This is a genomic window from Bacillus sp. FSL R5-0286 (assembly GCF_038593245.1).
Taxonomy (GTDB): domain Bacteria; phylum Bacillota; class Bacilli; order Bacillales; family Bacillaceae; genus Bacillus; species Bacillus altitudinis.
In genome coordinates this window covers 2,488,360-2,503,809 of the sequence record NZ_CP151977.1, presented here as the reverse complement: position 1 = coordinate 2,503,809, position 15,450 = coordinate 2,488,360, and the positions used below count along the sequence as shown (strand labels likewise).

The following is a 15,450-nucleotide window of genomic DNA, read 5'->3' as shown; positions in this document are numbered from 1 at the left end:
AAGGATGAAAAGGCTTTTTTTATGTTTCATCAGCCGAAAAAATGTGGAGGTAACACAAATGGGAACAAATAATCAAGAAATGCCAACAAAGTACGATCCAAATGCGATTGAGAAAGACCGCTATACGTACTGGCTTGAAGGGAAATTCTTCGAAGCACAAAATGACAAAACGAAAGATCCATATACAGTCGTCATTCCTCCACCAAACGTGACAGGAAAATTACACTTAGGGCATGCTTGGGATTCAACTCTTCAAGACATCGTGACTCGTATGAAACGGATGCAGGGCTATGATGTTTTATGGCTGCCAGGAATGGACCATGCGGGTATTGCAACACAAGCAAAGGTCGAGGCGAAGCTTCGCGAAGAAGGTGTGAGCCGCTATGATCTCGGACGTGAAAAATTTGTAGAAGAAACGTGGAAGTGGAAAGAAGAGTATGCCGATTTTATTCGTAGCCAGTGGGCGAAAATGGGTCTAGGTCTAGACTATTCGCGTGAGCGTTTTACATTAGATGAAGGCTTGAATAAAGCAGTCCGCCAAGTGTTTGTTCAATTGTATGAAAAAGGATTGATCTATCGCGGAGAATACATCATTAACTGGGACCCAGCAACAAAAACGGCCCTTTCTGATATTGAAGTCATCTACAAGGATGTGCAAGGTGCGTTTTATCACTTGAGATATCCGCTTGCAGATGGATCAGGTTCGATTGAAATTGCGACAACAAGACCTGAAACGATGCTGGGAGATACGGCAGTCGCTGTACATCCTGAAGATGAACGCTATCAGCATTTGATTGGGAAAACAGTTGTTTTACCAATTACAGGCCGAGAGATTCCAATCGTTGGGGATGACTATGTCGATATGGAATTTGGATCAGGAGCTGTAAAAATAACGCCGGCTCATGACCCGAATGACTTCGAGCTTGGAAACCGTCATAACCTAGAGCGCATTCTTGTGATGAATGAAGATGGCACAATGAATGGAAACGCACTTCAATACAAAGGAATGGACCGCTTCGAATGTCGTAAACAGCTTGTGAAAGATCTTCAAGAAGAAGGCATTTTGTTCAAAATTGAGGACCACATGCATTCAGTTGGTCACAGTGAGCGCAGTGGCGCTGTAGTGGAGCCATATTTATCAACACAATGGTTTGTGAAAATGCAGCCGCTCGCAGATGAAGCCATCAATCTGCAAAAAGGTGATGAGCAAGTTCAATTTGTTCCAGACCGATTCGAAAAGACGTATTTACACTGGATGGAAAACATTCGTGACTGGTGTATTTCTCGTCAACTATGGTGGGGACACCGCATCCCGGCTTGGTATCATAAAGAAACGAAGGAAGTATACGTGGGACTTGATGCGCCAGAAGATATTGAAAACTGGGAGCAAGATAACGATGTACTTGATACATGGTTTAGTTCAGCGCTTTGGCCTTTCTCTACAATGGGCTGGCCGGATGCAGACAGTGAAGACTTCAAGCGCTACTACCCAACCAATCTGCTTGTAACAGGCTATGACATCATCTTCTTCTGGGTATCTCGTATGATCTTCCAAGGTCTTGAATTCACAGGAGAAAAACCATTTAAAGATGTCCTCATTCACGGTCTTATTCGCGATGAACAAGGGCGTAAAATGAGTAAGTCACTTGGCAACGGAATTGATCCAATGGAGGTCATCGACAAGTACGGTGCGGATTCATTGAGATATTTCTTAGCGACTGGAAGCTCTCCAGGTCAAGATTTACGTTTTAGCTTTGAAAAGGTTGAATCCACTTGGAACTTTGCGAACAAAATTTGGAACGCATCCCGTTTTGCTCTCATGAATATGGATGGTTTAACGTACGATGAGCTTGATTTGACAGGAGAAAAATCAGTTGCTGATCAATGGATTTTAACACGCTTAAATGAAACAATTGAAAGTGTCACACAGCTTGCTGACAAGTATGAATTCGGTGAAGTGGGTAGACATTTATACAACTTCATTTGGGATGATTTCTGTGATTGGTACATTGAAATGGCGAAACTTCCGCTTTATGGAGAAGATGAAGCAGCGAAGAAAACGACTCGTTCGATCCTTGCGTATGTATTAGATCAAACGATGAGACTTCTACATCCGTTTATGCCGTTCTTAACAGAAGAAATCTGGCAGCATCTACCTCATGAAGGTGAGTCCATTACTGTAGCGGCATGGCCTGAAGTGAAGCCGGAGCTTTCCAACGAACAAGCTTCTGCTGATATGAAACTGCTTGTTGAACTGATTCGTTCTGTTCGTAACATTCGCAGTGAAGTCAACACGCCAATGAGCAAACAAGTTGAGCTTTACATTAAAGCATCTACGTCTGATGTTCAGGAACGTTTAGAGAAAAATCGTTCATATATTGAGCGCTTCACGAACCCAAGTGTTCTTGAAATTGGCACAGATGTCCCAGCTAGTGATAAAGCGATGACGGCTGTTATTTCTGGAGCAGAACTCATTCTGCCGCTTGAAGGCTTAATCAACTTAGATGAAGAAATTGCCCGTCTGCAAAAAGAGCTTGATAAACTGACAAAAGAAGTGGAACGAGTTCAGAAAAAGCTTGGCAATGAAGGCTTTATGAAAAAAGCGCCTGAAAGTGTCGTAGAAGAAGAGCGTGCGAAAGAACGTGATTATGTCGCAAAACGCGAAGCTGTTCAAAAGCGTATTGAAGAGCTGAAAGCATAAGAGTGAAAAGACGGCTCCTAATGAATTGGAGTCGTCTTTTTTGAAAATTTCGTATGAAATGAGAGATGACATTGTTTACAACCTATCATGAAGCCATTGAATGGATTCATAGCAGACTCGCTTTCGGTGTCAAACCGGGACTTGAACGAATGAAATGGCTGATGGACAGACTAGACCATCCTGAACAAAAAATAAAAGCGGTGCATGTGGCTGGAACAAATGGAAAAGGATCAACGATTGCATTTACTCGATCCATTTTACAGTCAGCGGGCTATTCAGTTGGAACCTTCACTTCGCCATTTATTTTAACGTTCAATGAACGAATTAGTGTTAATGGGGAGCCGATTTTGGACGAAGAGTGGCTGAGTTTGGTGAACGAAATCAAGCCTTTAGTTGATGAATTAGATGACACTGAGCTTGGTGCAGCAACAGAGTTTGAGATTATTACAGCATGTGCGTTTGCTTATTTTGCCTATGTGCACCAAGTAGACTTTGTCCTCTTGGAAACAGGACTTGGCGGAAGACTTGATTCTACAAATGTGGCAGCACCCATCTTAACAGCAATTACGTCGATTGGTCACGATCATATGGCCATTTTAGGCGACACACTTGATCAGATTGCAGCAGAAAAAGCTGGCATTATTAAAGCTGGGATTCCGATGATCACGGCCGTTCATCAAGCGGAAGCTCTTACTGTGATTCAACACAAAGCCGAAGAAAAGAATGCGCCGTTTATCTCGTTACATGATACTTGTACCTTTAAGGACCAGCAGCCGACGGAAACAGGTGAACGCTTCACATTCACTACCCCAAAAAGGGAGTACTCGCAGCTAGAGACAGGGTTAATCGGAACGCATCAAATGCAGAACGCTTCCCTTGCCATTCTACTGATCGAATGGCTGGAGCAAGAAGGATATATCCATGTGCTAAATGAGCAAGTGTATGAAGGAATTCGGCAGGCGGTGTGGGCTGGAAGATTTGAAAAGATCCAAGATCAGCCTCTTGTTTATTTAGATGGTGCTCATAACGAAGAAGGAATGGACCGTTTAATCGAAACTGTACAAGCTCATTTTTCTAGTAAACAGGTTCATGTATGTTTTAGTGCGTTAAAAGATAAACCTTACAAACAAATGATCGAAAAGCTTGAAAGGATTAGTTCATCGATTCATTTTGTTTCCTTTGACTTTCCAAGAGCTGAATCAGCGGAAAAGCTTTATGATTGCAGTCATTTAGAAGCAAAATCGTTTGATGAAGACCCTCGTGCAGTGCTTGACTTCATTCAGAAGAAAAGAGATGACCCTTCAGCAATGATTCTGGTGACAGGTTCCCTTTATTTTATCTCAGATGTACGAAGTCGTATTTTACAGTAAGGAAAAGACGCAAATTGCTTCTATGCAATGTGCGTCTTTTTTCTTTTGATATGTAGGAGAGGGGGAAAATCACTTTTTCGCAAGGTGATCAAAGGTGAATCGCTATGGTACAATCCGGTCTATTCTATTTCCGGAAGGAGTCACCTAATTTGATTGATTTTTTTATGTTTTTCACAGGCATGGTCATGGGGTCATTTTTTCATCTAGTTGGTGAGAGGCTTCCAATGAAGCGGTCTATTCTTTTTCCTCGTTCACACTGCGGAGCTTGTAAAGAGCCGCTTTCTTTTCGCGACATGCTCCCGCTTATTTCTTATATTGTATTGAAAGGGTCATGTAAGCATTGCGGAACCCGGCTCTCTTTGCTTTATCCAATGGTTGAGCTGTTGACAGGCGGCCTTTTTTTCCTCGTTTATAGACATGCTGGTTTCTCTTTTGAAGGTCTTTTTCTTGTGATTCTTTGTAGTTTATTCGTGATTGCTGTCGTGAGCGACCTTCTTTATATGAGGGTGCCAAACGAGCTCTTTCTCTTCTTTTTTCCTCTTTTCGTCATATACCGCACGCTAGAACCGCTTTTTATTTGGTGGGAAGGAGCGGCATCTCTTCTTATTTGTCTTCTTTTGTTTTATAGTTTAGAACATTTCAAGCCAAATAGTATGGGGGGAGCGGATGTCAAACTATTTGGTGTGTTTGCATTTTGCTTCGGATTTAAGCCGTTTCTGATCATTCTTTTTCTTTCGTCTGTCACGGGAATGGTTTACGCAAAGGTGTTTTCTTACAAGGCAAATGAACCCTTTCCTTTTGTTCCTGCCATCGCTTGTTCTTTCTGGTTTTATCTTTTTTGTGGTGATCTGTTAAACCCAATTCGCGATTTTTTCGGATGAGAAAATTGGCGAACACTTTTTGAACCTGCCGACAAAAGTCTTGTTCTTTTTTTTATTGGCTATGTTAAAGTGTGAAACAGAAAGAAGGACGGGTTACATTCGCGCTATTTCATTGGACAGAAAGGTCTTTCTTACAAACAATGTCAGAAAGCGGGGAATGACAGTGAAAAAAAGGCAGGCAAAAAAACAAGGGTTAAAGGTCAATATTAATGGCAAGGAAGAAATGCTGCATGGAGAAGAGCATCAGCCTCAAAAACAGCAAGAGGATCAAGTGACGTTTTCGAACTGGGAGGAAAAGAGGCAGTCGGAACAGGAGACAGCCGCTTCCGGGGAAGAACCGTCTAAACCGAAAGAAGAAGATTTTCAATGGGACGATGCGGCTGATCACATTTACCATTCGGATCCAAAGGTCGTCACACCTTATCAAAAGAAAAAAGGTTCTTTTGAACAGAAGTTCAGTAAAAACCGCGGTCCCTTCAAACGAGTGATGACAACGATTGTGTTTGCAGTCGTTCTAGGGACAGGCCTCGGTGTATTTGCACTAAGTTTAAGTAAAGATGAATCTGCCAATCCATCAGGAGGCGATCATATCAGCGTCTCAGCATCTGGAAGCGAGCCTTCGGCGAAAGCTGGGGGAGATGCACCACCGGCTGATCTTGCAGATACGTCAAAGGACAATGAAGGTGAAAAAAGTGCATCAGGTCATTTTTCAACCTTTGTGGTGCAGGCTGGAAAGTTTTCTTCTGAAAAAGGAGCAGATGACTTAGTTGACAGTTTAAAAGAGGCAGGATATGCAGGTAAAAAGGTATCAATGGATGATGGCTATTATGTTATTGCCGGACTTGCCACAGAACAAGGCATGACAAGTGCCGTTGGGAAAAAATTGATCGATCAGCATTTTGAAGCATGGGGAGGAAAAGAACTCTCATTTCAAGTGCCGGATGAGCTGACAGGTTTAATAGAGAAGGCATCTGTCTTATCCTCTAAGGTGATTGCAGGAGAAGATGTGGATCAAAAAGAAGTCACTCAGTTGATTTCTGAGCTTGAAAATGCCAAAACAACCGACGCACCAGCCAAAAGCAGTTTGCTGAAAGCTGTACAGCTTTTAAATGACCCATCTGCTGAAAATGGCTGGAAATCTCAGCAAGCGCTATTAGATCAACTAAATACGTAAAATCATGTTTTTAACAGCCAAACTAGTCAAAAAATGACTAGTTTTTTTCTTTTGCTTCCAACATAATGATGTAGGAACATGAAAATGGCATTTTCGTTAATTGTCGGTAAGATGTTCATTTGATAGGATGAATGGGTATCTTACTTCTTAGGCTAACCCCTGAAAGGATGAACAAACATGAACCAGTTAATACTCGCATCTCAATCACCTAGAAGAAAAGAATTGCTTGATTTAGCAGGGTTTTCTTATGACATTCAAGCAAGTGATTTAAAAGAAGAAATAAATCGAAACCTTTCTCCTGCTGAGAACGTCCAATGGTTGGCAGAACAAAAAGCAAATGATATTCAAAAAATACATCCCAAAGCTGTGATCATTGGTGCAGATACAATTGTTGCAATTGATGGCAAATGTCTTGGAAAGCCAAAAGACAAGGAAGATGCAGCCTCAATGCTTCAATTATTGTCAGGTAAGACACATCAAGTCTTGACTGGTGTCACGATTCAATCAGAGAATAGAAAAGAAACATTTTATGAACAGACAGACGTGACATTTTGGCCGCTTACACAAGATGAAATAGACCGCTATATTGAAACCGGTGAGCCTCTTGATAAAGCTGGAAGCTACGGCATTCAAGGAAAAGGTGCCCTGTTTGTACAAAAAATAGACGGTGATTATTTTTCCGTTGTAGGACTCCCTATTGCTAAAACAGTCAGAGTGCTTGAAACATTTGGTATCACCCCTTTTTGATGACGGGAAGGAATCAAAAAAGGAGTGTAGATCTTGAATCATTTCCCTATGCTGCTGAAGCATTTTCCTCATGATGAAAAGCCGCGCGAACGATTTGTCAAATATGGCCCAAGCAGCTTATCAAACCATGAACTTGTCGCGATTCTTTTGAGAACAGGCACAAAAAAGGAATCAGTTCTTCAAGTGTCCGCAAGACTTTTGCAAACATTTGGTGGTCTTCGTTCTGTGAAGGAAGCTTCTATTGAAGAATTGTCAAAGATTCGAGGAGTTGGAAAAGCGAAGGCGATCTCTCTTTTAGCTGCTTTAGAACTCGGCACTAGATTACACCATCAAACGACGGACAATCGTTATGTGATCCGCACGCCGGAGGATGGTGCGAATTTTGTGATGGAAGATATGAGATTTTTGACGCAGGAGAATTTCGTTTGTCTTTATCTCAATACCAAAAATCAAGTTCTTCATAAACATACTGTGTTTATCGGAAGTCTAAATTCGTCGATTGTTCACCCGCGCGAAATTTTTAAAGAGGCCTTTAAACGTTCGGCCGCTTCATTTATATGTGTGCACAACCATCCATCTGGAGATCCGACGCCCAGCAGGGAAGATATTGAAGTCACACAGCGACTTTTTGAATGTGGGAAGCTGATTGGAATACAGCTGCTTGATCATCTAGTGATCGGTGATCAAAAATTTGTGAGTTTGAAGGAAAAAGGGTATTTGTAACACTTTTTTTTTCAATGTTTTACGATATAATAGAGTTTATGAGTTTTTCCCTAAAGGGAATTTTGGTTTAAGAAAGGAAGATACATACATATGTTTGGAATTGGTACAAAAGACCTTGGAATAGATCTTGGAACAGCGAATACGCTTGTTTTTATTAAAGGAAAAGGCATTGTTGTGAGAGAACCTTCGGTCGTAGCTTTGGAAACTGATACGAAGTCTATAGTGGCGGTTGGAAATGACGCTAGAAACATGATAGGTCGTACACCTGGTAATGTTGTGGCACTGCGCCCAATGAAAGACGGAGTCATTGCAGACTACGAGACGACAGCAACAATGATGAAATATTACATTAATCAAGCATTAAAAGGTAAAGGGCTTTTTGCTCGTAAACCGTACGTGATGGTGTGTGTACCATCTGGTATTACAGCAGTAGAAGAGCGTGCAGTCATTGATGCAACAAGACAAGCTGGTGCTCGTGACGCATACCCTATTGAAGAGCCATTTGCTGCGGCAATCGGTGCTAACCTTCCTGTATGGGAGCCAACTGGAAGCATGGTTGTAGATATTGGCGGCGGTACAACAGAAGTAGCCATTATTTCACTTGGCGGTATTGTGACATCTCAATCGATCCGTGTTGCAGGAGACGAAATGGATGATGCGATCAGCAGCTACATTCGTAAAACGTATAATCTTATGATTGGTGATCGCACCTCAGAAGCGATTAAAATGGAAATCGGTTCTGCGCAGCCTGACGTACATGATGAGATGGACATTCGCGGCCGTGACCTTTTAACAGGTCTGCCAAAAACGATCTCTATTACGGCAGAAGAAATTGCAAAAGCGCTTCGCGATACGGTGGAAACAATTGTCGATGCGGTCAAAATGACACTTGAAAAAACGCCACCTGAGCTGGCAGCAGATATTATGGACCGTGGAATCGTTTTAACAGGCGGTGGTGCATTGCTACGTAATCTTGACAAAGTCATTAGTGATGAAACAAAAATGCCGGTCATTATTGCTGAAGATCCGCTTGACTGTGTGGCGATCGGAACAGGGAAAGCACTAGAACATATTCACTTGTTCAAAGGAAAATCTAAAGATAATCGATAATTGGGCGTAAATAAAGAGGTGTAAGACATGCCGCAGTTTTTTATGAATAAAAGATTAATGTTGCTCCTTGTCTGTGTCATCGTACTGGTGGCCATGATTGGTTTTTCAGTGAAAAGCGGCAGAGGTGCTTCATGGCCGGAAAAATTAGTGGGGGATACGACAGGCTTTTTTCAAGGTGTCTTTCATAAACCATCACAATTTATTGCCGGTATTTATGGGAACGTACAAGATTTAAAGAACACATATGATGAAAACGAGCGTCTTCGAAAAAAACTTGATGGACAAACCCAATATGAGGCGAAACTTCAAGAACTAGAAGATGAGAACAAAAAGCTTCGCAAGCAGCTCGGATATGTGAACTCTATTCGTGACTACACGCCCATTCTTTCAACAGTCATTGCGAGAAACCCGTCCCTTTGGGATAGTTTTGTCATGATTGATAAAGGGAAAAAACAAGGCGTTGAAAAAGATATGGCGGTCACCAATGAGAGTGGTGCGTTAATTGGGAAAATTGAAAGTGATAAGCTCAACAATTTTACGTCGACTGTAAGGTTGCTAAGCTCTACAGATCAAAATAATAGAATTTCAACGAAAATTTTTGCGAAAAAGGGCAAAGAAGAACTCAATGGAATTATTAACGGTTATGACAGCAAGAAAAAAATGCTGACAATGAACATTTTAAAATCCGATGCTGATGGGGATGTCAAAAAAGGAGATCTTGTTGAAACATCTGGAGCAGGGGGCGTATTCCCGCAGGGCTTGACGATTGGAAAGGTAAGCGAAATTGAGCCGGACCATTACGGACTGACAAAAATTATTTATGTAGAACCAGCTGCTGAACTCAATAATTTAGACCGCGTGATTGTTGTGAATCGCAGCACAAGTACGGCAGATGCATCTCAATTAACGAAGGAGGAAGGCTCGTGAAACGTGTCCTTCTTGCTTTCGTCATGTTGTTTATTTTCGTATTTGACAGTATTTTTGTCGATTTAGTGAAGCTCCCATTTGTTTCAGATAATCAAATTTTAGCACCTCATTTCATCTTACTCGCACTTGTATTTATGACAGCTTTTGTGAATCAAAAATATGGTGTGATTTATGGATTTATCTTTGGACTTTTATATGATATTTCGTATACAGGTATTCTTGGTGTTCATATGTTTGGCTTTGGTGCGCTCTGCTATTTGTTAGCAAAAGCCTTCAAAGTCCTCCAAACGAATATGTTAGTCGTTGTCTTTCTATCGATGATTGCTGTTGCAGTGATGGAGTTTTATGTGTACGGCGTTCAAGCGACGATTCAACCAGGTATTATGCCTTTTAATACGTATGTCATCGAACGCTTTATTCCAACGATTCTTTTAAATACTGCTGCGTCTCTCATACTTGTTGTGCCGCTTAGGCTCTTTTTCATCAATGTGAAACAAGGACTGATCGACGAATAAAAGCAGGAGTTTGTCCAATTACGGCGAAATGAGTATGTTGTTGAGGTGAGCATCTTGAAAACTCAAAAACAGCAGTATGTGACAATAAAAGGTACAAAAAACGGATTAACATTACAGTTAAATGATGACTGTTCGTTTGAAGACCTTCTTTCTGGCTTGCGAGAGGTTCTTTTACTTGAGCAATATACAGATGGAAGAGAAGGACATAAAGTCAATGTGCATATTAAACTTGGTTTTCGATATTTAACAGAGGATCAAGAGGCGCGTTTAACTGAAGCGGTGTCTGAAAATGAACATCTCGTCATTCACTCTATTGAAAGTGACGTCATGTCAACTGAAGAGGCGAGACGTTTAAAAGCAGAGGCTGAGATTACTTCTGTAGCAAAAATTGTACGCTCTGGACAGGTGCTTTATGTCGAAGGGGATCTTTTATTAATAGGAGATGTCAACCCTGGCGGAACCATTCGTGCAGGGGGGAATATTTTTGTGCTCGGTGCATTAAAAGGTGTAGCGCATGCTGGATGTAATGGAAACAAACAAGCTGTGATTGCGGCATCTCATATGATTCCAACCCAGCTTCGCATCGCACAGGTGTTTAACCGTGCACCGGATCAAAAAGAAGATGGAAATGAAATGGAATGTGCTTATTTAGATATAGATGGCAATATGATCATTGAACGCCTGCAGCAATTGGCTCATATAAGACCTAATCTGACAAGGCTTGAGGGAGGAATGTGAAATTGGGCGAGGCTATTGTGATTACCTCAGGAAAAGGCGGCGTTGGCAAAACAACAACATCTGCAAACTTAGGCACAGCACTAGCAATTCAAGGAAAAAAAGTGTGTCTAGTTGATACCGACATCGGCCTTCGGAATTTAGATGTCGTGATGGGGCTTGAAAACCGCATTATTTATGATCTAGTCGATGTAGTAGAAGGAAGATGCAAGATTCACCAAGCGCTTGTGAAGGATAAGCGGTTCGAGGATCTGTTGTATCTTTTACCTGCTGCTCAAACAAGCGATAAAACGGCGGTAGAGCCGGAGCAGATCAAAGAATTAATTCAATCATTGAAACAAGACTTTGATTATGTTGTCATTGATTGCCCTGCTGGAATTGAGCAAGGCTTTAAAAATGCTGTATCAGGTGCTGACAAAGCGATTGTGGTCACGACACCTGAAATCTCAGCTGTGAGAGATGCAGACCGAATTATCGGCTTGCTGGAACAAGAGGATATTGAACCGCCTCGTTTGATTGTGAACCGCATTCGTACACACATGGCGAAAAATGGCGATTCGATGGATGTGGATGAAGTTGTCCATCATTTATCCATTGATCTTCTCGGCATTGTAGCCGATGATGATGATGTCATTAAGGCTTCAAACAATGGTGAACCGATTGTCATGGATGCTAAAAATAAAGTTTCCATTGCGTATCGCAATATTGCTCGCCGCGTACTAGGTGAATCTGTTCCTCTTCAATCCTTTGAAGAAGAAAACAAAGGGATGTTTGCAAAGCTGAAAGCATTTTTCGGTGTAAGAGCATAATGATTCACGTGAGATGAGACCGATTCGATGAGAATCGGTCTTTTTGTTGCATATCATATGAGGTCGCCACATAAAATGTACAAACTGTTTGTATGTAAAGGGTGATCTTATGAAAAGAGTGGACGAGTATCGAAAGAAAATAGCGCAGCGCCGCAAAATGAAGCAGCCAGCTGCTGCCCCTAAGAAGGCAGCTTTCAAGAAGAAAGATGATATTCCGCAATGGGTCATGTTAACAGAAGAAGAAAAGCATTCTGGCTCGGCTTCCTACGAGTCAACGTCTCATCAGCCGAAAAAATTTCGCCATCCGTTATTTCATTCAAATACATTTGTGCTTAAATGTTTACTTTCTGCCTCTCTTGTACTGATTGCCGCTATTTCATTTAAAGGGCAGGCGGGGCCTTTTCAGCAGCTAAAGCCGATGATCAGTCAAACCTTTGAACAAGATTTTCAATTTGCCGCCGCCAACCGGTGGTTTGAGAAAACTGTCGGAAACCCACTTGCCTTTTTAACCGATAAAAAAGAAGGACAAAAGGACGTACAAGCCAATCAAGAGCTGGCTGTCCCTGCCTCTGGAAAAGTGCAGGAATCCTTTACGCAAAATGGTGCCGGAGTGAAAGTTGAAACATCTGCTGAAGCCATCGATAGTATGAAAGAAGGCTATGTCGTAGAAGTGAAAAAGAAAAGTGATACGGGGCTCACAGTCGTGGTGCAGCATGCAGATAATAGCTACAGCTGGTACGGCCAACTAAAAGAAGCTGATGTGGCTTTATACGATTTTGTCGATAAAGGGGAAAAAATTGGTCAAATTGCGCTTGATAAACAAGGCAAGGGGACATATTACTTCGCCATTAAGCAAAATGAACAGTTTATTGATCCCATTCAGGTGATGACCTTTGAATAGATGGCTGCTCATGCTGACAAAGGTCCATGTTCACCCGCTCCTTTGGATAGTCATGGCATTTGCCATGCTATCAGGTCAAATTAAGCCGCTGCTTTGTCTGCTCATCATCGTCTGTGTCCATGAGCTTGGACATGCAGCGGCTGCTTGTTATTATCACTGGCGGATTCGGCGGATTTTTTTACTGCCATTTGGCGGGGCGGTAGAAGTAGAAGAGCATGGGAACCGTCCGCTAAAAGAAGAGTTGGCGGTCATTTTATGCGGACCGCTTCAGCATGTCCCGCTCCAGCTCGTCGCCTGGCTTCTCATGGAAGCCTCACTTATCTCATATGACGTCTTTACGATGTTTACTTTTTATAATGTAGCGATTTTTTTAGTGAACCTTTTGCCCATTTGGCCACTTGATGGCGGGAAATTATTCTTTTTGCTCTTATCTGTTTTTTACCCTTTCCAACAGGCACATGCCCTTGCAATAAAAGGCTCTCTCATTTTTTTCGGTCTTTTGACAGCAGGGTTGCTCTGTTTTGCTCCGCTGCAATTCAACGGCTGGATCCTGCTCACTTTTTTAGCCTACTCGCTTGTGATGGAGCACCGGCAGCGGCATTATATCAGGGTGCGTTTTTTACTAGAACGTTATTACGGTAAAAAAGAGCAAAAGGTAGAGAAACTCATTCCGCTCAGAGCCAGTGCTGAGGAGAAAATATATGAAGTGATGGCGCGATTCCAAAGGGGCTGTAAGCATCCCATTATTATCGAACGGAATGGTGTGAAAATGAGCCAGCTCGATGAAAATGAATTGCTCCATGCTTATTTTTCAGATCGAAGAACCACCTCTTCCATGGAAGATCTTCTTTTGCCGTACTAATGGTGAAAATACATTGACATTCAGCGTCTAATTTGATATATTTTTTAATGTTATGGATATGTAGCACCCGTGCTACAACCGCGCGGAGCAGGTGTAAAGAGCCTATTGGCCCCCTGTATTCGGCGAGTCTGAGTTTATTAGGAGGTGCAGAGATGTACGCAATTATCGAAACTGGTGGTAAACAAGTAAAAGTTGAAGAAGGTCAAACTGTTTATGTTGAAAAACTAGCTGCTGAAGCAGGTGAAACAGTTACTTTCGAAAACGTATTGTTTGTCGGCGGAGACACTGTCAAAGTGGGTAACCCTTCAGTTGCTGGAGCAACAGTAACGGCTAAAGTTGAAAAACAAGGTCGTGGTAAGAAAATTACTGTGTTCAAGTACAAACCGAAGAAAAACAACCACAAAAAACAAGGTCATCGTCAACCTTACACTAAAGTTGTTATCGAAAAAATCAACGCTTAAGGCGTGTGAGTGATATGATCAAAGCAACCATTACTCGGTCGCCAGCAGATGAAAGCATTACGTCTTTTCAGATGACTGGACATGCCGAGTTTGCTGAAAAAGGTCAGGATCTCGTTTGTGCAGGTGTATCTGCTGTTGTTTTCGGATCAGTCAATTCAATTATTGCACTGACAGGAATGGATCCACTGCTTGATATTGGAGATGAAGGCGGGTATTTCTCTTTTGAACTGCCAGCTGATACAGATCCAGTCACCTTTGAAAAAGCCCAGTTGCTTTTAGAAGGCATGGTCGTTTCCTTAGAAACAATTGAACGAGATTATCACGATTATGTGAGAATATCTACAAAAAAATAGGAGGTGAACTTCATGCTTAGATTAGATCTTCAATTTTTCGCATCTAAAAAAGGGGTAGGTTCTACAAAGAACGGACGTGACTCTGAGTCTAAACGTTTAGGCGCTAAACGTGCTGATGGTCAATTCGTAACTGGTGGTTCTATCCTTTATCGTCAACGTGGAACGAAAATCTATCCAGGTGAAAACGTTGGACGCGGAGGCGACGACACTCTTTTCGCTAAAATCGACGGAACTGTTAAATTCGAACGTTTCGGTCGTGACCGTAAAAAAGTGAGCGTATATCCTGCGGCACAATAATTGCTAAAAACTCCGGTCATTGACTGGAGTTTTTTTCACTATTCAGGGAGCTTTTACGCTTTTTACAAGTAGTACCGAAGATGATAAAAGAAGATGCACTCCATAAATATCAAAGAATGTTTGCTGACTTTGCCTCATTTTCTCCTATACGATCAGAAAAAACAACCTTTCCTCACATAACTAGTGTTTTTCTAAGCTGTCTTCTCTGTTATAATTCAGGGAGACATATTGATGATAAGACTCCTAAAAGAGAGACCAAACGATTGGGAGTGCGATAATGGAAGAGATACCAAGTAAACAAAACGAAAAATTAACTCACGTTGCATTAACGAATGAATTGATCCATCTGCTTAGTCGTTCAAGACACGACTGGATGAATAAATTGCAGTTAATCAAAGGCAACTTGACATTAGAAAAATATGACCGAGTGTTCGAAATAATAGAAGAAATGGTCATTGAAGCACAGCATGAATCCAAACTCTCAAATTTAAAAATTCCCCAATTGGCCTATTACTTTCTAACCTTTAATTGGGAGTCGCATTTTATCACCCTAGAATATGAAGTGCTTGGTGAAACCCGAGACTTATCAGCATATGAATCGCAGCTGCTAACGGTATCACGGGAGTTGTTTTCGATATTCGATCAATCAGTTTGCCAAAAAACTGAAAATCATTTAACGGTCACTTTCCAAACGGATCATGAAGAGAATGATGTGATCTTATATTTTGATTTCAAAGGAAAATTAACAAGTTTGGATGCGTTAAATGCGTTTCATGACGCAAACTATCCATGTATGAGTATAACGCAATTTCATGTGACGAATCACGAGTCCATGATTGAGCTTTGTTTGAGGCAAGAACGAGATATGTGATGCAGAGAAACGG

17 protein-coding genes and 1 other annotated feature are annotated in these 15,450 nt (G+C 41.7%); all 17 genes read left to right on the top strand.

Annotated elements, in window-relative coordinates; all coding sequences use genetic code 11:
* Positions 1–58 precede the first annotated feature (58 nt).
* The 17 genes from NST24_RS12895 to NST24_RS12815 all read left to right on the top strand — a co-directional run bounded on the left by NST24_RS12895 (position 59) and on the right by NST24_RS12815 (position 15,437).
* Complete coding sequence (locus NST24_RS12895) at positions 59–2,701, top strand: valine--tRNA ligase (RefSeq protein WP_024718405.1); 2,643 nt, start codon at positions 59–61, stop codon at positions 2,699–2,701.
* A 65-nt stretch (positions 2,702–2,766) separates the two neighbouring features.
* On the top strand, positions 2,767–4,071 hold the full coding sequence (locus NST24_RS12890; RefSeq protein ID WP_342461863.1) for a folylpolyglutamate synthase/dihydrofolate synthase family protein: 1,305 nt from the start codon (positions 2,767–2,769) through the stop codon (positions 4,069–4,071).
* A 149-nt stretch (positions 4,072–4,220) separates the two neighbouring features.
* On the top strand, positions 4,221–4,952 hold the full coding sequence (locus NST24_RS12885; protein ID WP_342461862.1) for a prepilin peptidase: 732 nt from the start codon (positions 4,221–4,223) through the stop codon (positions 4,950–4,952).
* Positions 4,953–5,109: 157 nt separating this feature from the next.
* The gene (locus NST24_RS12880; RefSeq protein ID WP_342461861.1) at positions 5,110–6,126 is read left to right on the top strand and encodes an SPOR domain-containing protein; all 1,017 of its coding nucleotides are present in this window, start codon (positions 5,110–5,112) and stop codon (positions 6,124–6,126) included.
* A gap of 177 nt (positions 6,127–6,303) precedes the next feature.
* A complete protein-coding gene (locus NST24_RS12875) occupies positions 6,304–6,873 on the top strand; it encodes a Maf family protein (RefSeq protein ID WP_007501543.1) in 570 nt (189 codons plus the stop codon).
* 48 nt (positions 6,874–6,921) lie between these two features.
* On the top strand, positions 6,922–7,596 hold the full coding sequence (gene radC, locus NST24_RS12870) for a DNA repair protein RadC (RefSeq protein WP_026050121.1): 675 nt from the start codon (positions 6,922–6,924) through the stop codon (positions 7,594–7,596).
* A gap of 90 nt (positions 7,597–7,686) precedes the next feature.
* On the top strand, positions 7,687–8,706 hold the full coding sequence (locus NST24_RS12865) for a rod shape-determining protein (RefSeq protein ID WP_007501538.1): 1,020 nt from the start codon (positions 7,687–7,689) through the stop codon (positions 8,704–8,706).
* Positions 8,707–8,733: 27 nt separating this feature from the next.
* Entirely contained in the window at positions 8,734–9,633 is a 900-nt protein-coding gene (mreC, locus tag NST24_RS12860) for a rod shape-determining protein MreC (RefSeq protein ID WP_007501536.1), read from the top strand.
* Positions 9,630–10,148, top strand: a complete 519-nt coding sequence (gene mreD, locus NST24_RS12855) for a rod shape-determining protein MreD (RefSeq protein ID WP_008342803.1) — start codon at positions 9,630–9,632, stop codon at positions 10,146–10,148. The genes mreC and mreD overlap by 4 nt, the downstream gene beginning before the upstream one ends.
* 54 nt (positions 10,149–10,202) lie before the next feature.
* Entirely contained in the window at positions 10,203–10,886 is a 684-nt protein-coding gene (minC, locus tag NST24_RS12850; RefSeq protein ID WP_007501533.1) for a septum site-determining protein MinC, read from the top strand.
* Positions 10,887–10,888: 2 nt separating this feature from the next.
* Complete coding sequence (gene minD, locus NST24_RS12845; protein ID WP_017358134.1) at positions 10,889–11,692, top strand: septum site-determining protein MinD; 804 nt, start codon at positions 10,889–10,891, stop codon at positions 11,690–11,692.
* Between the two features lie 109 nt (positions 11,693–11,801).
* Positions 11,802–12,593 carry a M23 family metallopeptidase gene (locus tag NST24_RS12840; RefSeq protein WP_342461860.1) on the top strand — a complete coding sequence of 264 codons (792 nt, stop codon included), beginning with the start codon at positions 11,802–11,804 and terminating at the stop codon, positions 12,591–12,593.
* Positions 12,586–13,455, top strand: coding sequence for a M50 family metallopeptidase (locus NST24_RS12835; RefSeq protein WP_024718398.1), 870 nt, complete (start codon positions 12,586–12,588; stop codon positions 13,453–13,455). The genes NST24_RS12840 and NST24_RS12835 overlap by 8 nt, the downstream gene beginning before the upstream one ends.
* 66 nt (positions 13,456–13,521) lie before the next feature.
* Positions 13,522–13,595 (top strand) — a sequence feature (ribosomal protein L21 leader region).
* Positions 13,596–13,607: 12 nt separating this feature from the next.
* Positions 13,608–13,916 carry a 50S ribosomal protein L21 gene (gene rplU / locus NST24_RS12830; RefSeq protein ID WP_003216781.1) on the top strand — a complete coding sequence of 103 codons (309 nt, stop codon included), beginning with the start codon at positions 13,608–13,610 and terminating at the stop codon, positions 13,914–13,916.
* A 14-nt stretch (positions 13,917–13,930) separates the two neighbouring features.
* The gene (locus NST24_RS12825; RefSeq protein ID WP_007501524.1) at positions 13,931–14,269 is read left to right on the top strand and encodes a ribosomal-processing cysteine protease Prp; all 339 of its coding nucleotides are present in this window, start codon (positions 13,931–13,933) and stop codon (positions 14,267–14,269) included.
* 12 nt (positions 14,270–14,281) lie between these two features.
* Positions 14,282–14,566 carry a 50S ribosomal protein L27 gene (gene rpmA, locus NST24_RS12820; RefSeq protein WP_003216586.1) on the top strand — a complete coding sequence of 95 codons (285 nt, stop codon included), beginning with the start codon at positions 14,282–14,284 and terminating at the stop codon, positions 14,564–14,566.
* 277 nt (positions 14,567–14,843) lie between these two features.
* On the top strand, positions 14,844–15,437 hold the full coding sequence (locus NST24_RS12815; protein WP_007501522.1) for a sporulation initiation phosphotransferase B: 594 nt from the start codon (positions 14,844–14,846) through the stop codon (positions 15,435–15,437).
* The last annotated feature ends 13 nt before the right edge of the window (positions 15,438–15,450 follow it).